21 protein-coding genes are annotated in these 20,281 nt (G+C 71.8%); all 21 read left to right on the top strand.

Annotation, left to right across the window (positions count from 1 at the left end; genetic code table 11):
* Positions 1 to 11 precede the first annotated feature (11 nt).
* The 21 genes from ABD106_RS14340 (at position 12) to ABD106_RS14240 (ending at position 20,281) form a co-directional block, all read left to right on the top strand.
* Complete coding sequence (locus ABD106_RS14340; RefSeq protein WP_343921558.1) at positions 12 to 1,739, top strand: dihydroxyacetone kinase family protein; 1,728 nt, start codon at positions 12 to 14, stop codon at positions 1,737 to 1,739.
* A gap of 2 nt (positions 1,740 to 1,741) precedes the next feature.
* Positions 1,742 to 2,197 (top strand): ribose-5-phosphate isomerase, encoded by a 456-nt coding sequence (locus ABD106_RS14335; protein WP_343921556.1) that lies wholly within the window; start codon positions 1,742 to 1,744, stop codon positions 2,195 to 2,197.
* An 11-nt stretch (positions 2,198 to 2,208) separates the two neighbouring features.
* Positions 2,209 to 2,967 (top strand): triose-phosphate isomerase family protein, encoded by a 759-nt coding sequence (locus tag ABD106_RS14330; protein WP_343921625.1) that lies wholly within the window; start codon positions 2,209 to 2,211, stop codon positions 2,965 to 2,967.
* Complete coding sequence (locus ABD106_RS14325; RefSeq protein WP_343921554.1) at positions 2,964 to 3,680, top strand: GntR family transcriptional regulator; 717 nt, start codon at positions 2,964 to 2,966, stop codon at positions 3,678 to 3,680. The genes ABD106_RS14330 and ABD106_RS14325 overlap by 4 nt, the downstream gene beginning before the upstream one ends.
* A 122-nt stretch (positions 3,681 to 3,802) precedes the next feature.
* Complete coding sequence (locus tag ABD106_RS14320; RefSeq protein ID WP_343921552.1) at positions 3,803 to 4,741, top strand: sugar phosphate isomerase/epimerase family protein; 939 nt, start codon at positions 3,803 to 3,805, stop codon at positions 4,739 to 4,741.
* Position 4,742: 1 nt separating this feature from the next.
* Complete coding sequence (locus tag ABD106_RS14315) at positions 4,743 to 5,696, top strand: 3-hydroxyacyl-CoA dehydrogenase family protein (RefSeq protein WP_343921550.1); 954 nt, start codon at positions 4,743 to 4,745, stop codon at positions 5,694 to 5,696.
* A gap of 17 nt (positions 5,697 to 5,713) precedes the next feature.
* A complete protein-coding gene (locus tag ABD106_RS14310) occupies positions 5,714 to 6,484 on the top strand; it encodes an SDR family NAD(P)-dependent oxidoreductase (RefSeq protein WP_343921548.1) in 771 nt (256 codons plus the stop codon).
* Positions 6,485 to 6,616: 132 nt separating this feature from the next.
* Positions 6,617 to 7,993: an MFS transporter gene (locus ABD106_RS14305; protein ID WP_343921546.1), complete on the top strand. Its 1,377-nt coding sequence runs from the start codon at positions 6,617 to 6,619 to the stop codon at positions 7,991 to 7,993.
* Positions 7,994 to 8,255: 262 nt separating this feature from the next.
* Positions 8,256 to 9,209 (top strand): class II fructose-bisphosphatase, encoded by a 954-nt coding sequence (glpX, locus tag ABD106_RS14300; RefSeq protein WP_343921623.1) that lies wholly within the window; start codon positions 8,256 to 8,258, stop codon positions 9,207 to 9,209.
* A gap of 106 nt (positions 9,210 to 9,315) precedes the next feature.
* The gene (locus ABD106_RS14295) at positions 9,316 to 10,530 is read left to right on the top strand and encodes a heparan-alpha-glucosaminide N-acetyltransferase domain-containing protein (protein ID WP_343921544.1); all 1,215 of its coding nucleotides are present in this window, start codon (positions 9,316 to 9,318) and stop codon (positions 10,528 to 10,530) included.
* A gap of 52 nt (positions 10,531 to 10,582) precedes the next feature.
* On the top strand, positions 10,583 to 10,936 hold the full coding sequence (locus ABD106_RS14290; RefSeq protein WP_343921621.1) for an ArsR/SmtB family transcription factor: 354 nt from the start codon (positions 10,583 to 10,585) through the stop codon (positions 10,934 to 10,936).
* On the top strand, positions 10,933 to 11,421 hold the full coding sequence (locus tag ABD106_RS14285) for an SRPBCC domain-containing protein (RefSeq protein WP_343921542.1): 489 nt from the start codon (positions 10,933 to 10,935) through the stop codon (positions 11,419 to 11,421). Before ABD106_RS14290 ends, ABD106_RS14285 begins: the two co-directional genes overlap by 4 nt.
* 279 nt (positions 11,422 to 11,700) lie before the next feature.
* Positions 11,701 to 12,915, top strand: coding sequence for a substrate-binding domain-containing protein (locus tag ABD106_RS14280; protein ID WP_343921540.1), 1,215 nt, complete (start codon positions 11,701 to 11,703; stop codon positions 12,913 to 12,915).
* Between the two features lie 8 nt (positions 12,916 to 12,923).
* Positions 12,924 to 13,676: an ABC transporter ATP-binding protein gene (locus tag ABD106_RS14275; RefSeq protein ID WP_343921538.1), complete on the top strand. Its 753-nt coding sequence runs from the start codon at positions 12,924 to 12,926 to the stop codon at positions 13,674 to 13,676.
* Positions 13,673 to 14,380 carry an ABC transporter ATP-binding protein gene (locus ABD106_RS14270; RefSeq protein ID WP_343921536.1) on the top strand — a complete coding sequence of 236 codons (708 nt, stop codon included), beginning with the start codon at positions 13,673 to 13,675 and terminating at the stop codon, positions 14,378 to 14,380. Before ABD106_RS14275 ends, ABD106_RS14270 begins: the two co-directional genes overlap by 4 nt.
* Positions 14,377 to 15,255 (top strand): branched-chain amino acid ABC transporter permease, encoded by an 879-nt coding sequence (locus tag ABD106_RS14265; protein ID WP_343921534.1) that lies wholly within the window; start codon positions 14,377 to 14,379, stop codon positions 15,253 to 15,255. Before ABD106_RS14270 ends, ABD106_RS14265 begins: the two co-directional genes overlap by 4 nt.
* Positions 15,256 to 15,264: 9 nt before the next feature.
* Positions 15,265 to 16,374, top strand: a complete 1,110-nt coding sequence (locus tag ABD106_RS14260; RefSeq protein WP_343921532.1) for a branched-chain amino acid ABC transporter permease — start codon at positions 15,265 to 15,267, stop codon at positions 16,372 to 16,374.
* Between the two features lie 4 nt (positions 16,375 to 16,378).
* Entirely contained in the window at positions 16,379 to 17,923 is a 1,545-nt protein-coding gene (locus tag ABD106_RS14255; protein WP_343921530.1) for a class I adenylate-forming enzyme family protein, read from the top strand.
* Complete coding sequence (locus ABD106_RS14250) at positions 17,920 to 18,606, top strand: TetR/AcrR family transcriptional regulator (RefSeq protein WP_343921529.1); 687 nt, start codon at positions 17,920 to 17,922, stop codon at positions 18,604 to 18,606. The genes ABD106_RS14255 and ABD106_RS14250 overlap by 4 nt, the downstream gene beginning before the upstream one ends.
* The gene (locus tag ABD106_RS14245; protein WP_343921527.1) at positions 18,603 to 19,349 is read left to right on the top strand and encodes a 3-hydroxybutyrate dehydrogenase; all 747 of its coding nucleotides are present in this window, start codon (positions 18,603 to 18,605) and stop codon (positions 19,347 to 19,349) included. The genes ABD106_RS14250 and ABD106_RS14245 overlap by 4 nt, the downstream gene beginning before the upstream one ends.
* Positions 19,334 to 20,281, top strand: coding sequence for an alpha/beta fold hydrolase (locus ABD106_RS14240; RefSeq protein ID WP_343921525.1), 948 nt, complete (start codon positions 19,334 to 19,336; stop codon positions 20,279 to 20,281). Before ABD106_RS14245 ends, ABD106_RS14240 begins: the two co-directional genes overlap by 16 nt.

Below are 20,281 nucleotides of genomic sequence, written 5' to 3'. Positions count from 1 at the left end.
AGGAGAGCGCAATGACGCGTCTGTTCAACGAACCGTCCAAGTTCGCCGACGAGATGATCGAGGGCTTCGCCGCAGCGGCGTCGCGCTGGGTGCAGGCCGCGCCCGGTGGCGTCGTGCGATCGACCAAGGGCGATGAGCCCACCGTCGCGCTCGTCATCGGCGGCGGCAGCGGCCACTACCCGGCGTTCGGCGGCCTCGTCGGCCCGGGCCTCGCCCACGGCGCCGCGATGGGCAACCTCTTCGCCTCGCCGTCGTCGCAGCAGGTCTACGCGATCGCGAAGCAGGCCGACCAGGGCCTCGGCGTGCTGCTGAGCTACGGCAACTACGCAGGCGACGTGCTGCACTTCGACCACGCGCAGGAGCAGCTGCGGGCCGAGGGCATCGACGTGCGCACCGTCACCGTCACCGACGACATCTGGAGCGCGCCGAAGGACCGGCTCGAGCAGCGTCGCGGGATCGCCGGCGACCTCACCGTCTTCAAGGTCGCGGGCGCCGCGGCCGAGGCCGGCTACGACCTCGACGGCGTCGAGCGCGTCGCGCAGCTCGCGAACGCCCGCACGCGCTCGTTCGGCGTCGCCTTCTCGGGCTGCACGCTGCCGGGCGCCGCCGAGCCGCTGTTCACCGTGCCGGAGGGCAAGATGGCCGTCGGCCTCGGCATCCACGGCGAGCCCGGCATCGACGAGGTCGACGTGCCCACGGCGGACGGGCTCGCCGAGATGTTCGTCGAGAAGCTGCTCGACGAGGTGCCGGACGGCGTCGAGCTCGAGGGCGCGCGCGTCGTGCCGCTCCTCAACGGCCTCGGCAGCGTGAAGTACGAGGAGCTGTTCGTCGTCTACCGCCGCGTGCACGCGCTGCTCGAGGAGCGCGGCATCACGGTCGTCGAGCCCGAGGTCGGCGAGCTCTGCACGAGCTTCGACATGGCTGGCACCTCGCTCACGCTCCTGTGGCTCGACGAGGAGCTCGAGCGCCTCTGGGCGGCACCGGCCGACAGCTCGGGCTTCCGCAAGGGCTCCATCGCGCCGCAGCAGCAGGCGGATGCGGTCTCGACCGTCGTCGACGAGCAGGACGTGCCCGAGTCGAGCGCCGAGTCGCGCGACGCGGCGCACCTCATCGCCGCGTCGCTCGCCGCCGTCGCGGACGCTATCGACGAGGCCGCCGACGAGCTCGGCCATATGGATGCGGTCGCGGGCGACGGCGACCACGGCATCGGCATGCAGCGCGGGTCGCGCGCGGGCAGCGACGCCGCGACCGCAGCCGTCCGCGCGGGGGCGGGCGCGAAGACGACCCTCACGCGGGCGGCGGACGCCTGGAGCGATCGGGCGGGCGGCACCTCGGGCGCCATCTGGGGCGAGATGCTCCGCACGCTCGGCGAGCAGGTCGGCGACGACCGGCACGTGACCGCGAAGACCGTCGCCGACGGCATCGTCGCCGCGAAGGATGCCGTGATGGCCTTCGGCAAGGCGAAGGTGGGCGACAAGACGATGGTCGACGCCATCGTGCCGTTCGCCGACGACCTCGCCCGCCGCATCGCCGACGGCCAGCGGCTGCGCGAAGCGTGGGGCCACTCCGCGGGCGTCGCCGACGAGGCGGCGCAGGAGACGGCCGCGCTCAAGGCCACGCTCGGCCGCGCGAAGTCGCACGGCGACAAGTCGATCGGCACGCCCGATCCCGGCGCGGTCTCGTTCGCACTCATCTGCAACACGATCTACGACGTCCTCACGACAGACAGGGAGCAGTGACCATGGCGATTCGCCTCATCGTCGGCAGCGACAAGGCCGGCTTCGACTACAAGGAGATCCTGAAGGGCGAGCTGGACGGCCACGAGCTCGTCGAGTCGGTCGTCGACGTGGGCGTGGACGACGCCGACGGCGCGACCTCCTACCCGAAGGTCGCGATCGAGGCCGCCGAGCGCATCGCGCGCGGCGAGGCCGACCGGGCGCTGCTCGTCTGCGGCACCGGGCTCGGCGTCGCGATCGCGGCGAACAAGGTGTCGGGCATCCGCGCCGTGACCGCGCACGACTCCTACTCCGTCGAGCGCGCGATCCTCTCGAACGACGCCCAGGTGCTCTGCATGGGCCAGCGCGTCGTGGGCATCGAGCTCGCGAAGCGCCTCGCCAAGGAGTGGCTCACCTACACGTTCGACCCGTCGAGCCACTCGCAGGCGAACGTCGACGACATCTGCGCGTACGAGGGCTGACCTTGCCGCGGATGCTGATCGGCTCGAGCCTGAAGATGTACTTCGGGCGCGCGCGCACGCTCGAGTGGACGCGCGCGGTCGCTGCGATCTGCGCCGACCACCCGGCGGTGCGCGGCGGCCTCGTCGAGCCCTTCGTCATCCCGACGTTCCCGTCGATCCCCGACGTCGTCCCGATCGCGACGGATGCGCGCATGCTCGTGGGCGCGCAGGACCTGCACTGGGAGGACGCAGGCGCCTTCACCGGCGAGGTGTCGGCGCTCGAGCTCGCGGAGCACGGGGTGGCGCTCGCGGAGATCGGCCACGCCGAGCGCCGAGCGATGTTCGGCGAGAGCGACGCGACGGTCGCGCTCAAGGTCGCCGCAGCGCTCCGGCACGGCATCGCACCGGTGCTGTGCATCGGCGAGACGCGCGAGGGCGCGCCCGACGACGCGGCCGCCGCGTGCATCCGCCAGCTCGAGGCGTCGCTCGCGCTCGCGCGCGAGACGGATGCGGTCGGCCGGCTGGTCGTCGCGTACGAGCCCGTCTGGGCGATCGGTGCGCCGCGGCCTGCGGGCGACGACCACATCAGGGCCGTCGCGGGCGCGCTGCGGGCGCACCTCGCCGACGATGCGCTCGACGCGCAGGTGATCTACGGCGGGAGCGCGGGACCGGGTCTCCTGCCGCGCATCGCCGACAGCGTCGACGGCATGTTCCTCGGCCGCTTCGCGCACGACCCCGCCGCGTTCGGCGCGATCCTCGACGAGGCGCTCGAGCTGCAGGTGGCGCGATGACCGCGCAGCTGCCGCTGCGGATCGGCGACCTCGAGCGCAGGGGGCTCCGCGACCGCGTCTACGACCTCATCCTCGAGATGCTGCTCGAGGGCGACGTCGAGCCCGGCTCGCGCCTCTCGATCGACACGCTCGCGAAGCAGCTCGACGTCTCGCCGACGCCCGTGCGCGAGGCGATGGTGCAGCTCGAGCGCACGGGGCTCGTGACGCGCGAGGCGCTCAAGGGCTACCGCGTCGCCCCGCCGCTCGGACCGGACCAGCTCTCGGAGCTCTTCGACGCGCGCCTCATGCTCGAGGTCGAGGCGACGAGGCTCGTCGCTCCTCGCGCTGCCGAGGTGGTCGACGACCTGCGCGAGGCGCACCGCCGGCACACCGAGACCGCCGACCGGCTCGTGGAGGCGATGGAGCACGGGGGAGACGTGCCCGTGCGGACGACGCACGAGTACTTCGACGCCGACAGCGCGTTCCACCGGGTGATCTTCGAGGCCTCGGGCAACCGCTACCTGCTGGCGATGCAGGAGGACCTCGGCGCCATGACCCACCGGCTCCGGCAGGCCGTGCTGCGCGGCACGAGCGATGTAAGGGAGGCGCGCATGGAGCACTCGCGGGTGCTCGACGCGTTCGAGCGCGGCGACACCGAGGCCGCGGTCGCCGCGATGCGCGCGCACATCGAGGGCGTCCGCACGCGCTCGGTGCGCGACGAGCAGGCGTCCTAGCGCGCCGACTCGCCGACTCGCCGACCGACGGTGGGGGTTGCGGCATCCGAGCCGCATCACTATCTTTCCTATAGGATCTTTTCGAGGGCATCGCGTGCCCGCCGAGTGCAACGGAGCAGATGATGGCAGTGCAGCCCGCATACACCGCAGAGACCTGGCCGATCGCCACGTGCCTGCACGGCATCCCCTCCGTCTCGCGTGACGGCGTCGCCCTGCACGACGCGGCGCCCGAGGTCTGGGACGACGCGTTCGCGCAGGTCGCCGACGTCGGCTTCTCCCTCGCCGAGCTCGCCGACAGCCACATCCGGCCGGCGGACCTCGAGCCGAGCCGCAAGGACGAGCTGTTCTCGATCCTCGACACGCACGGCATCCGCATCCCCTCGGTGCACCTGCAGCGCCAGAGCGTGATCATGCCGGGCCACGAGGAGCGCAACCTCGAGTACGCGCACCGGACGATCGACGCGGCGGCCGAGTGGGGCATGGAGGTCTTCTCGACCGGCCTGCACGAGCCGTTCAGCGAGGCGCAGCGCAAGGCGCTGTGGTTCTGGACCGCCCAGGGGCCCGTCAACGACCCCGACGACCCGGAGCTGTGGAACGCCGCGGTCACGCGCCTGCGCAAGCTCGGCAAGCACGCCGCCGACGTCGGGCTGAAGATGTCGCTCGAGATGTACGAGGACACGTTCCTCGGCACCGCCGACTCCGCCGTCCGCCTCGTGCAGGACATCGGGCTCGACAACGTCGGCCTCAACCCCGACATCGCCAACCTCATCCGTCTGCACCGCCCGATCGAGGACTGGCGCGAGATGCACGCGAAGACGCTGCCGTACGCCAACTACTGGCACGTGAAGAACTACACCCGCGACGAGGCCGCCGACGGCTCGTGGGCCACGAGCGTGCCCTCCACGATGGAGGGCGGCCTCATCAACTACCGCCAGGTCGTGCGCGACGCGCTCGAGCTCGGCTTCGACGGCATCTTCCTCATGGAGCACTACGGCGGCGACAGCCTCGGCAACTGCTCCACCAACCAGCGCTACCTGCGCTCGCTCCTCCCGAAGGGCTGACATGACCACCAAGACCATCGCCGTCGTCGGATCCGGCTACATGGGCGGGGGCATCGCACAGGTGCTCGCGCTCGCCGGCTACGACGTCCAGATCGCCGACATCAGCGCCGAGATCGCCCAGCAGAACCGGGCGCGGCTGCTCGACGAGGCCGCGCAGTTCGTCGCCGACGGCCTCTTCCCGGCTGACGCCGTCGAGCGCATCGAGGCGCGCATCACGGCCGCCGAGTCGATCGAGTCGGCCGTCGCCGACGCCGACTTCATCGAGGAGGCCGTGCCCGAGAAGCTCGAGATCAAGCACGCGACGCTCGCGCGCATCTCGGCCGCCGCCCGGCCCGACGCCATCATCGGCTCGAACACCTCGACGATCCTCATCAGCTCGCTCGCCGAGGCCGTCGAGCACCCCCAGCGCTTCCTCGGCGTGCACTTCTCGAACCCGGCCCCGTTCATCCCAGGCGTCGAGCTCATCGCGCACGATGGCACCGATGCCGCCATCCTGCCCGTCGTCGAGGAGATCGTCGCGGCGACCGGCAAGGAGACCGCGCGCGTCGGCGACGCGACCGGCTTCGTGCTCAACCGCCTGCAGTACGCCCTGTTCCACGAGGCCACCCAGCTCGTGGAGGAGGGCGTCGCGACGCCCGACGACATCGACACGATCGTGCGCACGACCTTCGGCTTCCGCCTGCCCGTCTTCGGGCCGTTCGCGATCGCCGACATGGCGGGCCTCGACGTCTACGCGTTCTGCTACGCCTCGCTGCAGACGCGCTGGCCCGAGCGCTTCGCCACGCCGGACTCCCTCAAGGAGCTCGTCGACGCCGGCAAGTTCGGCACGAAGTCGGGCGCCGGCTACCTCGAGGTGCCCGCGGAGCGCACCGCCGAGCTCATCGCATACCGCAACAAGGCATACGTGGCCATCAAGAAGCTCATGGACGAGCTCGGCCCGGCCCCCATCCACTGAGCACCGGAGAGACCGCCATGGCAGCTGCATTCCCCGAGTCCAAGACCGTCGTCCTCACCGGCGCGGCATCCCCGCGCGGCATCGGCCGCGCATCCGCCCACTACCTCGCCGAGCACGGCTGGAACGTCGGCATCATCGACCTCGACGCGGATGCGGCCAAGGCCGTCGCCGCCGAGATCGCCGAGGAGCACGGCGTGCAGGCCGCGGGCGCCGGCGCGAACGTCGCCGACGAGGCGCAGGTCCGCGCGGCGTTCGACGAGCTCGAGGCCGCGCTCCCGCAGGTCGTCGCGCTCGTGAACCTCGCGGGCGTCTCGAGCCCCGTGCCCTACCTCGAGGTGACCGCCGACGAGTGGGACCGCGTCATGGGCATCAACATGAACGGCGTGCACTACGCCACCCGTCGAGCGGTCGAGTCGATGGTGCAGCACGGGGTCGGGCGGGTCGTCAACCTGTCGTCGGTCTCGGCGCAGCGCGGCGGCGGCACGTTCTCGAAGACGGTGTACTCGGCCGCGAAGGCCGGCGTCATCGGCTTCACGCGCTCGGTCGCGCGCGAGCTCGGCCCGCAGGGCGTCACGGTCAACGCGATCTCGCCCGGCCCGATCGACACCGACATCATGGGCGGCACGCTCACCGACGAGCGCAAGACGGCCATGGCGGCCGACGGCGTGCTCCCGCGCATCGGCACGCCGCGCGACATCGCGGCGGCCATCGGCTACCTGATCTCTGAGGACGCGGGCTTCGTGACGGGGCAGACCCTGAACGTCGACGGCGGCCTCTACATGCACTGATCGTGGGCAGCTGGTCGAAGTCGCGCATCCTCTTCCTCGCCCTCGGCGTCGTCCTCGTGGGCGTCGGGCTGTGGCTCATCCTCCCGTCCTTCCTCTGACAACCTCCATCACCCGCACTCAAAGGAGAGTCCCGTGTCCGACACGACTCTGAGCGCCGGATCGAGGGCGAACCCCGCCCTCGACTCGGCCATCAAGAAGGCCGCCAAGCATCTGATGCCGATGCTGGTCATCCTGTACTTCGTCGCCTTCCTCGACCGCACGAACGTCGGCTTCGCCGAGGACGCGCTGCAGATGGACCGCGGCATCTCGGCGGGCGCCTTCGCGCTGGGCGCCGGCATCTTCTTCATCGGCTACGCGATCTTCGAGATCCCGTCGAACCTGCTGCTCAAGAAGTTCGGCGCGCGCTTCTGGCTCGCGCGCATCGCGATCACGTGGGGCATCGTCGCCGCGGCGTTCGCGTTCGTGACCGACGACACGTCGTTCATCATCCTGCGCTTCCTGCTCGGCGTCACCGAGGCCGGCCTCTTCCCGGGCGTCATCCTCTTCCTCTCCGAGTGGTTCCCGAACAAGCACCGCGTGCAGATGTTCGCGATCTTCTACCTCGCGCAGCCCTTCTCGCAGATGCTCGGCGCCCCGCTCTCCGGTGGCCTCATCAGCTTCGGTGAGACGCTCACCCCGTGGGCGGGCTGGCAGGTGATGTTCTTCGTCGAGGGCATGATGGCCGTCGTCGCCGGCATCGCGGCGATCTTCCTGCTCATCAACGGGCCGCAGGACGCGAAGTGGCTCAACGACGACGAGAAGCGCGCGCTCATCGACGTCATGGCCAAGGAGGACACGGTCCGCGAGTCGGATGGCCCCACGGGCATCTGGCGCGCGATGGGCAACTGGAAGGTGTGGTACTTCACCGTCATCTACTTCTGCCTGCAGATCGCGGTCTACGGCACGACCTTCTACCTCCCGCAGCAGGTCTCGGGCCTCATCGGCCAGGACGTCGGCTGGCAGGTGGGCCTCGTCGCGGCCATCCCGTGGCTCGTCGGCCTGTTCGCGTGCTACTTCTTCGGCAAGGCGGCGAACACGATCGTCCGCCGCCGCAACTGGGGCACGGCGTTCTACATCATCACGGGCGTCGCGATCCTCGCCTCGGCGTGGGCCGGCGCGAACGGGCAGCCGATCCTCGGCATCCTGTTCATCACCATCGCGGTGTCGAGCTTCCTCTCGGTCGGTCCGATCACGTGGTCGTACCCGACGGCGTTCCTCACGGGCACGGCGGCGGCTGCGGGCATCGGCCTCATCAACTCGCTCGGCAACCTCGGCGGCTTCGTCGCGCCGCTCATGCGCACGGGCATCAACGAGGCCGTCCCGACCGAGTCGGGCGCCTGGGGCGTCGTCTCGCTCGGCGTCTTCGCGTTCCTCGCGGCGGCGATGCTCTTCGGCACCAAGTGGTTCAGCGCGAAGGCGGATGCGCTGCTCGACGAGGAGGACGTCGACTCCGTGGCCCCCGGCCACTGACAGGACCGTCGTCGCGCAGCGGCGACACCAGCGTGCGTCCCGCGGATGCACGGACGAAGGCCGGATCGGGAACCGCGACACCCGATCCGGCCTTCGCGTTCGTCCGGGCGAAGGAACGGTCGGACTTTCCGGGCCCGGTGGCCTGGCTCACCGCTCTCGCTCACTACGCTCGAAGCAGGCTCACCGATGGAGGAACACCGTGGCGCAGCACACTGACTCGCAGAAGGCCCCGGTCTTCGACAATCCGGACCGCAACCTGGCGATGGAGCTCGTGCGAGCCACCGAGGCCGCCGCCATCCGCGCCGTGCCGTTCATCGGCCGCGGCGACAAGAACGCGGCCGACGGCGCGGCGGTGGATGCGATGCGCACGTTCCTCGCGACCGTCGCGTTCGACGGCGTGATCGTGATCGGCGAGGGCGAGAAGGACGAGGCGCCCATGCTGTTCAACGGCGAGCACGTCGGCAACGGCCGCGGCCCGTCCTGCGACATCGCCGTCGACCCGATCGACGGCACGTCGCTCACCGCCGCCGGCCGGCAGAACGCGCTCAGCGTCATCGCCGTGGCCGACCGCGGCACGATGTACGACCCGGTCGACGCGTACTACATGGACAAGCTCGTGGGCGGCCCCGAGGCGATCGGCGTCATCTCGCTCGAGCAGTCGATCGGCGACAACATCCGCGAGCTCGCGAAGGCCAAGCGCCGCGACGTCGAGGAGATCGTCGTCGCCGTGCTCGACCGGCCGCGACACGCGGAGCTCATCGAGGAGATCCGAGCGGCGGGTGCCGGCACCCGGCTCATGCGCGACGGCGACGTCGCCGGCGGCATCAACGCATCCCGCTGGGAGAGCCGCATCGACATGTGCGCCGGCGCGGGCGGCACGCCCGAGGGCGTCATCACCGCGTGCGCGATCAAGGCGCTCGGCGGCTTCATGGAGGGGCGCCTGTCGCCGCAGAGCGACGAGGAGCACCGCAGGGTCATCGCGGCGGGGCACGACCTCTCGCGCGTGCTCTCGCTCGACGACCTCGTCTCGAGCGACAACACCTACTTCGTCGCCACCGGCGTCACCGACGGCCAGCTGCTCGACGGCGTGCGCCGCAAGGGGCCGCTGATCCGCACCGAGTCGCTCGTGCTGCGCTCGAAGACCGGCACCGCCCGCCGCGTCATCGCCGAGCACCGCGCCGAGAAGTGGCTCGAGAAGGACTCGCACCGCGACTGACCCGCTCCGGTACGCCGAGCTTCCCCGAACTGCGGGTTCCCGTCCGCGAAACCCGCCGTTCGGGGACGTTCGACGCACGGGGGCGCGGGTGCGAGACCATGGGGGCGTGAGCGGCTCGGAGCGCCTGGTGGGCGTCGACCTCGCGCGGCTCGTCGCCGTCGCGGGGATGATGGCCGCGCATACGCTCGCCTTCACCGACCCGCCCGTCGGCGCCGGCGTCACGGCGCTCATCGACGGCCCTCCCTCGACGCTCTTCGCCGTGCTCGGGGGCGTGAGCGTGGCGCTCGCCGCCCGCTCCCGGCTCGCGGCGGGGGAGCGCGCGGCGGCCGTGCGCTCGACGCTCGCGCGCGGCCTGCTCGTCGCCGTGCTCGGCCTGCTCATCGTGCCGATCGCGACCGCCGTCTTCGTCGTGCTCGCGCCCTTCGGCGTCGCGATCATGGCCGCATCCGTCTTCCTGCTGCTGCCGACGTGGGTCGTCGCCGCGAGCGCGCTCGCGCTCACGGCGCTCGTCGGCTCGCTCGTCGCGACCGCGCGCGACCGGCTCGGCGTGCTCGATGGGACGCACTCGATCGCGACGCTCGTCGTCGATCCGCTCGGCACGCTGCAGGACATCGTGCTGACGGGCGTCTACCCGGCGATCACGTGGCTCGCCTACCTGCTCATCGGCATGCTCGTCGCGCGCGCCCTCACCGCGGCCCGCGCGCGCGGTCGCGAGCGCGGGGCGCTCGTCGGGCTCGCGGGCTTCGGCGCGGTGCTCGTCGCGCTCGGCGTGGGCGCGAGCGAGCTGGGGCTGCGGCTGCTGGGCGACGCGAGGCACCCGGGGGAGCCGGCGCTCGCGCGCGAGGTGCTGCTCGGCAACGGCTACGGCAGCGTGCCGAGCGTCGACCCGCTCTGGCAGCTGCTCGCGGCGCCCCACACGGGCACGCCGGCCGACATCGCCCGCACCGTCGGCATCGCCCTGCTCGTCATCGCGCTGCTGTCGCTCATCGTCTCGCTGCTGCCGAGCCGCGTGCGGCGGGCTGTCGAGCCGCTGCGCGCGGCGGGCGGCGCGCCGCTCACGATCTACGTCGTCCACATCACGCTGCTGTCGGGGCTGCAGTCGCTCGCCGCCGGCAGCGCGTCGTGGCTCGCGGATGGCTGGATCGCGTGGGCGCTGCAGGTCGCGATCGCGCTCGGGATCGGGGCGCTGCTCGCGGGCACGGCCGCGCGCGGACCGCTCGAGGCGCTCATCGGGCGCTGCGCGGATGCGGCGGCCGGGCTGCGGGGGACCGCTCGCGGCACCGCGATGGGCAGCGCGGAGCAGCTCGACGGCAGGGGTTGACGCTCGCGCCGGCCACGCGTACATTGCCAATTGGTTATAGAATCAGGAGGTGATGGACATGGAGCCCGAGCTCGACGACGAGACGCTCGACCGGATCTTCGCCGCGCTCTCCGACCGCACCCGCCGCCGCATCCTGCTGCGGCTGCGATCGGGCCCCGCGACCGTCACCGAGCTCACCGCGCTCGCCGGCCTCACGCAGCCCGCCGTCTCGAAGCACTGCAAGGTGCTCGAGGAGGCGGGGCTCGTGCGGGCCGAGCGCGACGCGCAGCGCATCCATCGGATCATCGAGCTCGCGCCGCTCATCCGCGCTGCCGTCTTCGTCTCCCAGTTCGAGGTCCAGGTCGACGCCCGACTCGACCGCCTCGAGGCGCACCTGCAGTCGGGAACCGACAAGGAGCGACCATGAAGACCCGATTCACGATGCCCGACGACACCTCGATCGTCTACGAGCGCACCTTCCAGGCGCCGGCCTCCGAGGTGTGGCGGGCCTACACCGAGCCTGAGATCGTCCGCACCTGGTTGCTCGGCCCCGACCCCGAGACCGAGTTCCCCGTCTGCGAGATGGACATGCGCACCGGCGGCTCGTTCCGCTGGGTGTGGGTCGACGCGCAGGGCGAGCTCGAGATCAAGGGCGACGTGCTCGAGGCCGAGCCGCCCGTGCGGCTCGTCTCGAGCGAGCAGATGGGCGGCTCGGCGATGGGCGGCATGGACCTGCCGCCGACGCACAACGTCGTGACGTTCACCGAGACGGATGGGGTGACGACGATGCGCACCGTCATCACGTATCCGTCGAAGGAGATGCGCGACGGCGCCTACGCGAGCGGCATGGCCGAGGGCATCGACGCCGGCTTCGACCGGCTCGACGTGCGCTGGTCCGAGCTCGCCCGCTGAGCGGGCGCTGCCGGCGAACCCGTTCCTGGTTCCTGGACCCGATGTTCGGTGTCCACGAGCCAGGATCGGGTCCATCTCGCGACCGGACGCGTACGCCGGATCATCACGATCCGGTCACGGTCGCGGCGCCCATTTGACACGCGACGACTTCCTTCGCATGCTGGAACCTGAAACCTGAACCACCTGTCAGGTTCTAGACACCGTGAAGCCGCACGACGGAGTGCTCGCTCGCCCGCCGAGCAGCGCCAGCTGAGGCTCGCACTGCTCGAAAGGCAACTCATGCGCAGGACAACGAAGTTCGCAGGCGTGGGCATCGCCCTCGCCGCACTCGCGCTCACGGCGTGCGCGCCGACCACGGCGCCCGCCCCCGCAGGCACCGCAGCCGGCTCCGAGGGCGCCGAGGAGTCGGTCGCCGTCAGCGTCGGCATGATCACCTCCATCACCGGCCCGCTCGCCGCCTACGGTGCGAGCTACCAGCAGGGCTTCGAGGCCGGCCTCGACTACGCGACCGAGGGCACGGGCGAGATCGACGGCATCGACCTCACCATCGAGTGGATCGACGACCAGGGCAACCCCGACACCGCGGTCACGCAGGCGAAGGACGTCATCGGCCAGGGCTTCCAGATCATCGGCGGCTCCGCGGCCTCGGGCGTCTCGCTCGCGGTCGCCGAGCAGGCGGCGCAGAACAACACGCTCTTCCTCTCGGGCCCGGCAGCCGCCGACGCCATCACGGGCGTCAACGACCAGACCTTCCGCTCCGGCCGCCAGACGCTCCAGGACGTCGCGACCGCCGCGACCTTCCTCGACAGCGTCGAGGGCTCGAACATCGTCGTCTTCGCACAGGACAACGCGTTCGGCCAGGGCAACGTCGCCTCGGTGCAGGCCGTGCTCGGCGGCGAGGGCGCGACCGTGACGCCCATCCTGGTCGCCGAGGACGCGACGGAGTTCACCCCGTTCGCGCAGCAGATCTCGGCAGCCTCGCCCGACCTCGTCTTCGTGGCGTGGGCCGGCGCGACCACCGGCGCCATGTGGGAGGCGCTCTCGCAGCAGCAGGTGCTCGAGTCGACGACCGTCGTCACCGGCCTCGCCGACCGCGCGTCGTACCAGGCCTACGGTCCCGGCTCCGCCGACATCCAGTTCCTCAACCACTACTTCCCGGGCGCGACCGACACCGACGCCGCACAGGCGATGGATGCGTTCCTCGAGGAGGCGGGCAACGAGGCCGACCTGTTCACGGTCGACGGCTTCGTCGGCGCGCAGATGCTCGTGCACGCGATCACCGAGGGTCGCGGCGACGTCGACGCGATGATCGGCGCGCTCGAGGGCTGGACGTTCGAGTCGGTCAAGGGCGAGCTCACGATCCGCGCGGAGGACCACGCGCTCATCCAGCCGATGTTCCAGGTGCGACTGGTCGACGACGGCGGCACGTGGATGCCCGAGCTCATCGAGATCGTCGACGCCGAGGCGGTCGCCCCGCCCGTCGCCGCCGAGTAGGGCGAGCGATGACCGAGCCCGCGCTCCAGCTGGACGCCGTCGGCCTGCAGATCGGCGGCGCGCGCATCCTGCGCGACGTCTCGATGCAGGTCGCGACCGGCGAGATGGTCGGGGTCATCGGCCCCAACGGTGCTGGCAAGACCACGCTGTTCAACATCATCTCGGGCGTCTCGGTCCCGACGAGCGGCCGCGTGCTGCTGGGCGGCGACGACGTCACCGGTCGCAAGGTGCACCAGCGGGCGCGGGCCGGTCTCGGCCGCACGTTCCAGACCTCGAGCGTCTTCCCCGGCCTCACCGTCGGAGAGAACGCGCGCCTCGCGGCGCAGTCGAAGCTCGGGGGAGCCACCAGTCCGTGGCGGTTCCCCCGGGCCGACGACGAGGCGAGCGGCGTGGCCGCGCGCTGCCTCGAGGAGGTGGGCCTCGCCCACCACACCGGCACCGCCGCAGGCGTGCTCTCGCACGGCGACAAGCGCAAGCTCGAGATCGCGATGCTGCTCGCGACCGAGCCCGAGGTCGTGCTGCTCGACGAGCCCATGGCGGGCGTCGGCTCCGGCGACGTCGGCGGTCTCGTCGAGGTCATCCGCAGGCTCCACGCATCCGGCCGCACCGTGCTCATGGTCGAGCACCACATGGAGGTGCTGCTCGGCCTCGTCGACCGCGTCGCGGTCATGCACCACGGCGAGCTGCTCGCCATCGACACGCCCAAGGCCGTCATGGCCGACCCTGCCGTCCAGAAGGCCTACCTCGGGGAGACCGTGTGACCGCCATCCTGACCGTCCGCGGCCTGAACGCGAAGGTCGCCGGCCAGCAGGTCGTCGAGGACGTCTCGTTCGACGTCGCCGAGCACGGCGTCACCGCGCTGCTCGGCCGCAACGGCGTCGGCAAGTCGTCGACCATCAGGGCGCTGCTCGGCCTCTACGAGCGCACCGGCGAGGTGACGTTCGCCGGAGCCCGCATCGACGGACTGCTCACGCACCGCATCGTGCAGCGGGGCATCGCGTACGTGCCGGAGGATCGCGAGGTCTTCGGCGGACTCACGGTCGAGGAGAACCTGCGGCTCGCCGAGCGCGGGGGAGCGCCCAACCGCGCGATCGTCGCCGAGCTCTTCCCCGAGCTCATCGAGCGCGCGAAGCAGCAGGCAGGCACCCTCTCGGGCGGCCAGCAGCAGATGGTCTCGCTCTCTCGCGCGCTCATGAACGAGAACCGACTGCTGCTCGTCGACGAGCCGACGAAGGGCCTCGCGCCCCTCATCGTCGGCACCGTCACGACGGCGCTCGAGGCCGCCGCCGACCGCACGCCCATGCTGCTCGTCGAGCAGAACCTCCAGGTCGTGCGCGCGCTCGCGCACACCGTCGTCGTGCTCTCGGGCGGCCGCGTGGTCCACACCGGCCCGGCCGCCGAGTTCCTCGACTCCGATCTCGTGCACCGCCACCTCGGCGTCTCGACCGACCAGGAGGCCGCGTGACCACCGTCCTGCTCCTGCTCATCACCGGCGTGGGCCTCGGCGCCCTCTACTTCCTGGTGGCGAGCGGCCTCTCGCTCATCTACGGCCTCATGGGCGTGCTCAACTTCGCCCACGGCTCCTTCCTGACGCTCGCCGGCTTCCTCGGCTGGGAGGTCGGGCGCCGCGTCGGCGACGGCAGCTGGGGCGGCCTGCTCGTCGGGATGCTCGTCGGCCTCGTCGTCGGCGCGCTCGTCGCGGCCATCACCGAGCTCGTGTTCATCCGCCCGCTCTACAACCGGCACATCGAGCAGGTGCTCGTCACCGTCGGCCTCGGCCTCGCATCCGTCGCCCTCTTCGAGGGCATCTGGGGCACCGACCCGATCCAGATCCGGCTGCCCGAGTGGCTCGGCCAGACGACGAACGTGCTCGGCGCCAACATCCCGAACGACCGATGGCTGCTCATCGGCTCCGCCGTGCTCGTGCTCGTCGGCATCGTGCTGTTCCTGCAGAAGACGAGCTACGGGCTCGTCATCCGGGCAGGCGTCGAGAACCGCACGATGGTGACCGCGCTCGGCATCGACGTGCGCCGCGCGTTCACGATCGTCTTCGCGATCGGCGGCGCGGCAGCCGGCCTCGGCGGTGTGCTCGCCTCGGTCTACTACGGCCAGGTCGGCGCCCACCAGGGCACGTCGCTACTCATCTACGCGTTCATCGTCACGGTCATCGGCGGCCTCGGCTCGCTCTCGGGCGCCGCGATCGCGTCGGTGCTCGTCGCCGTCATCCAGCAGTTCGCCAACTTCTACCTCGGCGGCACCGGCGACCTCGCGGTCGTCCTCGCGCTCGCCGCGGTGCTGCTCGTCCGACCGACCGGCCTCATGGGCAAGGTCAAGCACTAGGAGATGGCGATGCGCACCTTCCTCACCTCCCTCTGGGGCCGACTGCTCGTCGGCGCCGCGGTCGTCGTCATCGCGGCGATCCTGCCGCTGCTCGCGATCGACATCCCCGGCGTGCTGCCGGGCCCCACCTACACGCCCGGCACGCTCACCGTGCTCGCGTACGCGATGCTCATCGCGGCGCTCGCGCTCAGCTACCACCTCATCTTCGGCGTGGCGGGGATGCTGTCGTTCGGCCACGCGATGTTCTTCGCCGCGGGCGCGTACGGGCTCGGCATCATCCTGCGGCTGCTCGCGCCGACCGGCATGCCGAGCGAGGTCGTCTTCCTGCTCGCGATCGCCATCACGCTCGTCGTCGCGCTCGTGCTCGGCAACCTCGTGGGCGCGCTCGCGCTCCGGGTGAGCGGCATCTCGTTCGCGATGGTCACGCTCGCGATCGCGCAGGCGATGAACGTCATGATCCGGCGCAATGTCGGTGGCCTCACCGGCGGCGAGGAGGGCATCACGCTTACCGTCGCCGTCGTGCCCGAGTGGCTCGTCGGGGTCGTCAACACGCGCAACCTCTACTGGATGGCGCTCGCGATCCTCGTGATCGTCTACCTCGCGTGCGTGTGGGTCGAGCGCTCGCGGCTCGGCCACGTCGTCGCGGCCGCGCGCGAGAACGAGCTGCGCGTCACGGTGCTGGGGCTGCGGCCCTACCTGGTGCGGCTGTTCCTGTTCTCCGCCGCCGCGGTGCTCGCCGCTGTCGCCGGCATGGGGTTCATGCTCCTGCAGTCGAGCGCGACGCCGCGCATCTCGACGAGCGACTTCACGCTCACCCTGCTCGTGATCGTCGTGCTCGGCGGCGTCGGCTACCGCTGGGGCGCGATCGTCGGCGGCATCGTCTACACGCTGCTCGACCAGCGACTCGCGGCGCTCGCCTCGAGCGACGCGATCGCGGGCCTGCCCGACATCCTGCGCATCCCGCTCTCGGAGCCGCTGTTCATCCTCGGCATGCTCTTCGTGCTCGTCGTGATGTTCGCGCCCGGCGGCATCGTCGGCATCGCGCACCGCGTCACGAGCCGCAAGGGCACCAAGCAGGACGTCGAGGAGCCCGCGGTGCTGCAGGACATGGAAGCCTAGGCGCATGGCTCTCGACGCGCAGACGGCGGGCCCGACATCGCCAGGGCCCTTCACCTTGGGACGTTGGACGACCGACCGCGCCGCGACGGAGCCCGCGCGGCCGGCGATCGTCGACCGCGGCGTCGTCGTCTCCTACGGCGAGCTCGAGGCGCGCGCGACGGCGCTCGCCCACGCGCTCGGCGAAGCGGGCCACGGGCGCGGCGCGCGCATCGCGACCGTCACGGGATCGACCGCAGACCAGGTCGTGCTGCTGTTCGCGTGCGCGAAAGCAGGCGCGACGCTCGTGCCGCTCTCGTGGCGGCTCACGGCGGGCGAGCTCGCGGCGCAGCTGCGGATCGCCGATCCCTCGCTGCTGCTCGTCGAGGACGACCACCGGCCGGTCGCGGAAGCAGCGCTGGAGCGCCTCGCCGACGCCCGCATCCCGACGACGGGGCTGGGCGCCGCCGGCGCGGAGTCGTCGGTGCCGGATGCGCTGCATCCCGTCGCCGCCGCGGCGCCGCAGGACGACGACGCGCTGCTCATGCTCTTCACCTCGGGCACGACGAGCGCCCCGAAGGCGGTCGTGCTGAGCCACGCCAACTGCGCGTGGGCCAACCTCTCGCTCTCTCGCGCGACACCGCTCACGCCCGACGACGTCGTGCTGCAGGTGCTGCCGCAGCACCACGTGGCGGGCTGGAACATCCAGCCGCTCCTCGCGTGGTGGGTCGGCGCGAGCGTCGTGCTCGAGCGCACGTTCGACGCCGGTCGCGCGCTCGCGCTCATCGAGCGGCACCGGGTGACGGCGACCATGGGCGTGCCCACCACGTTCCGCGCGCTCGTGCAGCACCCCGACTTCCAGGCCCGCGACCTCTCGAGCGTGCGCAGCGCCGTCGTCGGCGGCGGCATGCTCGACCCGCGCGCCGCCGAGCAGCTCGCGCGCAAGGGCATCGCCGTGCGGCAGGGCTACGGGCTCACCGAGGCGGCGCCCAACGTCGCGATCACGCGCGACGAGAGCGACGCCGGCACCGTCGGCCGCCCGTATCCGCACGTCGACGTCGCGCTGCTCGTCGCCGGACGGGTCGAGCACGGCGCGGGCGCCGGCGAGCTGCTCGTGCGCGGCCCCGGCGTCTTCCGCGGCTACTTCCGCGACCCCGAGGCGACCGAGGCCGCCTTCCTCGGCCCCTGGCTGCGCACGGGCGACCTCGTCGCGCGCGACGCGTCGGGGCGCATCCGCATCGTCGACCGGGTGAAGGACATCGTGCGGTCGGGCGGCGAGTCGATCGCGCCGATCGAGGTCGAGCTCGCGCTGCTCGAGCACCCCGCGGTCGCCGACGCGGCGGTCGCCGGCGTGCCGAGCGAGCGCTGGGGCGAGGAGCTCGTGGCGTGGGTCGTGCTCGCCGAGCCGGCCGAGCCCGCAGCGCTGCGCGCGCACCTCGACGGCAGGCTCGCCGACTTCAAGCACCCGAAGCGCTTCCTCGTCGTCGACAGCATCCCGCGCACGACGAGCGGCAAGCCGCTGCGCCGGGCGCTCACCGCGGCCTTCGAGGCTGCCAGGGCGGAGGCGCGATGAACGAGCCGAGGACGAAGCGCGGCGAGCTGACGAAGGCCAAGCTGCTCGCGGCGGCCGAGACCGTGTTCGCCGAGCAGGGCTACCAGGCGGCGTCGATCTCGCGCATCACCGAGCGCGCGCACGTCGCGCAGGGCACGTTCTACCTCTACTTCTCGTCGAAGCTCGACCTCTTCGAGCAGCTCGTCGACGACCTCAACCGGCGGGTCCGCAAGGCCATGAGCGACGGCGCGGCGCGCGGCACGAACCGCGCGGAGGCAGAGCGAGAGGGCTTCCGCGAGTTCTTCGCCTTCACCGCCGAGCACCCCGCGCTCTACCGCGTCGTGCGGGAGGCCGAGTTCGTCTCGCCCGGCGCGATGCGCGCGCACTACGAGCGCATCGTCGACGGCTACCGCGACGGGCTCACGCGAGCGAAGGCGACCGGCGAGATCGGCGACATCGACCCCGAGGTCGCCGCGTGGGCGCTCATGGGCGTCGGCGAGATGATCGGGATGCGCTACGTGCTGTGGCCGACGGGCGACTCCGGTGCCTACGGCTCCGCAGCGACGCCTGTGCCCGAGCACGTCTTCGACGAGATGGTCGCGTTCGTGCAGCGTGCGCTCGGCACCGCCGCGCCGCTCGCGCCCGAGCCCGTCTCGACCACGACGAGCGCCGCGACCGCGGCGCGCACCAAGGAGGACTCATGAGCACGCTCTCCGGCCGCAGGGCCGTCATCACGGGTGGCGCCGCAGGCATCGGCGCCGCGATCGCACGGGCCTTCGCGGCCGAGGGAGCGACCGTCGTCATCGCCGACCGCGACGGCGCGGCGGCAGCGGCGCTCGCGCAGGAGCTCGGCGGCGAGTCGTGGGAGGTCGACCTGCTCGACGTCGCGGCGCTCGAGTCGCTCTCGCTCGAGGCCGACATCCTCGTCAACAACGCCGGCATCCAGCGCGTCGCGCCGATCGTCGAGTTCGAGCCCGAGGTGTGGCGACGCATCCACACGCTCATGCTCGAGGTGCCGTTCCTGCTCACGCGCGCCGCGATGCCGGGCATGATCGAGCGCGGTTGGGGCCGGATCATCAACATCTCGAGCGTGCACGGCCTCATCGCCTCGCCGTTCAAGTCTGCCTACGTCGCCGCGAAGCACGGTCTCGAGGGGCTCTCGAAGGTGACCGCGCTCGAGGGCGCCGCCCACGGCGTCACGTCGAACTGCATCAACCCGGGCTGGGTGCGCACGGCCCTCGTCGAGGCGCAGATCGCCGACCAGGCGAGGATCCACGGCATCCCCGAGTCGGAGGTGCTCGAGCGCATCATGCTCACCGAGCCGGCCATCAAGCGGCTGCTCGAGCCCGAGGAGATCGGCGGCCTCGCGCTCTTCCTCGTCGGCCCGCATGCGGCCATGGCCACGGGCGCCTCGTACGTCATGGATGGCGGATGGACGACCCGATGACGGAGCGGCCGCTGCGGATCGACGTCGCCGGGGGCGAGCTCGTCGCGACGCTCTGGCGGGCGGATGCGCGCGGCACGCCCGTCGTCGCGATCCACGGCATCACGGCCAACCACCGCTCGTTCTCGCCGCTCGCGGCACGGCTCGACGGGCCGGTGCTCGCCGTCGACCTGCGCGGCCGCGGCGGCTCGCGATCCCTGCCGGGGCCGTTCGGGCTCGAGCAGCACGCCGCCGACGTCGCCGACGCGATCGTCGCCGCGGGCTTCGAGCGCGCGATCGTCGTCGGGCACTCGATGGGCGCGTTCGTCGCCGTGCGGCTCGCCGCCGCGCGATCCGAGCTCGTCGAGTCGCTCGTGCTCGTCGACGGCGGCCTGCCGCTGCGCCCCGCGCCGGAGGGCAGTGCGCTGAGCCCCGAGGACGTGCTCGGCCCCGCGATCGAGCGGCTCCGCATGACCTTCCCGTCGGCCGAGGACTACCGCGCCTTCTGGCGCGAGCACCCCGCCTTCGGCCCCCACTGGAGCCCGGCGATCGAGGAGTACGTCGACTACGACCTCGTCGACGCGGATGGCGCGCTGCGGCCCTCCGCCGCGCCCGACGCCGTCGTCGCCAACCTCGTCGAGCTCGACGGCCGCGGCGGCTACGCCGAGGCGCTCGAGCGGCTCGACGTGCCGATGGTGCTGCTGCGCAGCCCCCGCGGGCTCTTCGACGAGGAGCCGGGCCTCTACGATGACGAGTGGGTCGCGACATGGTCGTCGCGGCTGCCCGAGCTCGAGGTCCGCGACGTCGAGCGCACGAATCACTACACGATCCTGATGGGCCGAGGGGTGGATGCCGTGGCCGACGCGGTCTCGCTCGTCGCGACCGCGCACGGACCGGCGCACGACCGGATGCCAGCATCCGACCCCACAGCAGTAGCCAACAGAGAGGGACGCTGA

This window comes from Agrococcus citreus, from assembly GCF_039527715.1.
Taxonomy (GTDB): domain Bacteria; phylum Actinomycetota; class Actinomycetes; order Actinomycetales; family Microbacteriaceae; genus Agrococcus; species Agrococcus citreus.
Note: the sequence above shows the minus strand (reverse complement) of the source record. Positions and strands in the feature narration are given on the sequence as shown.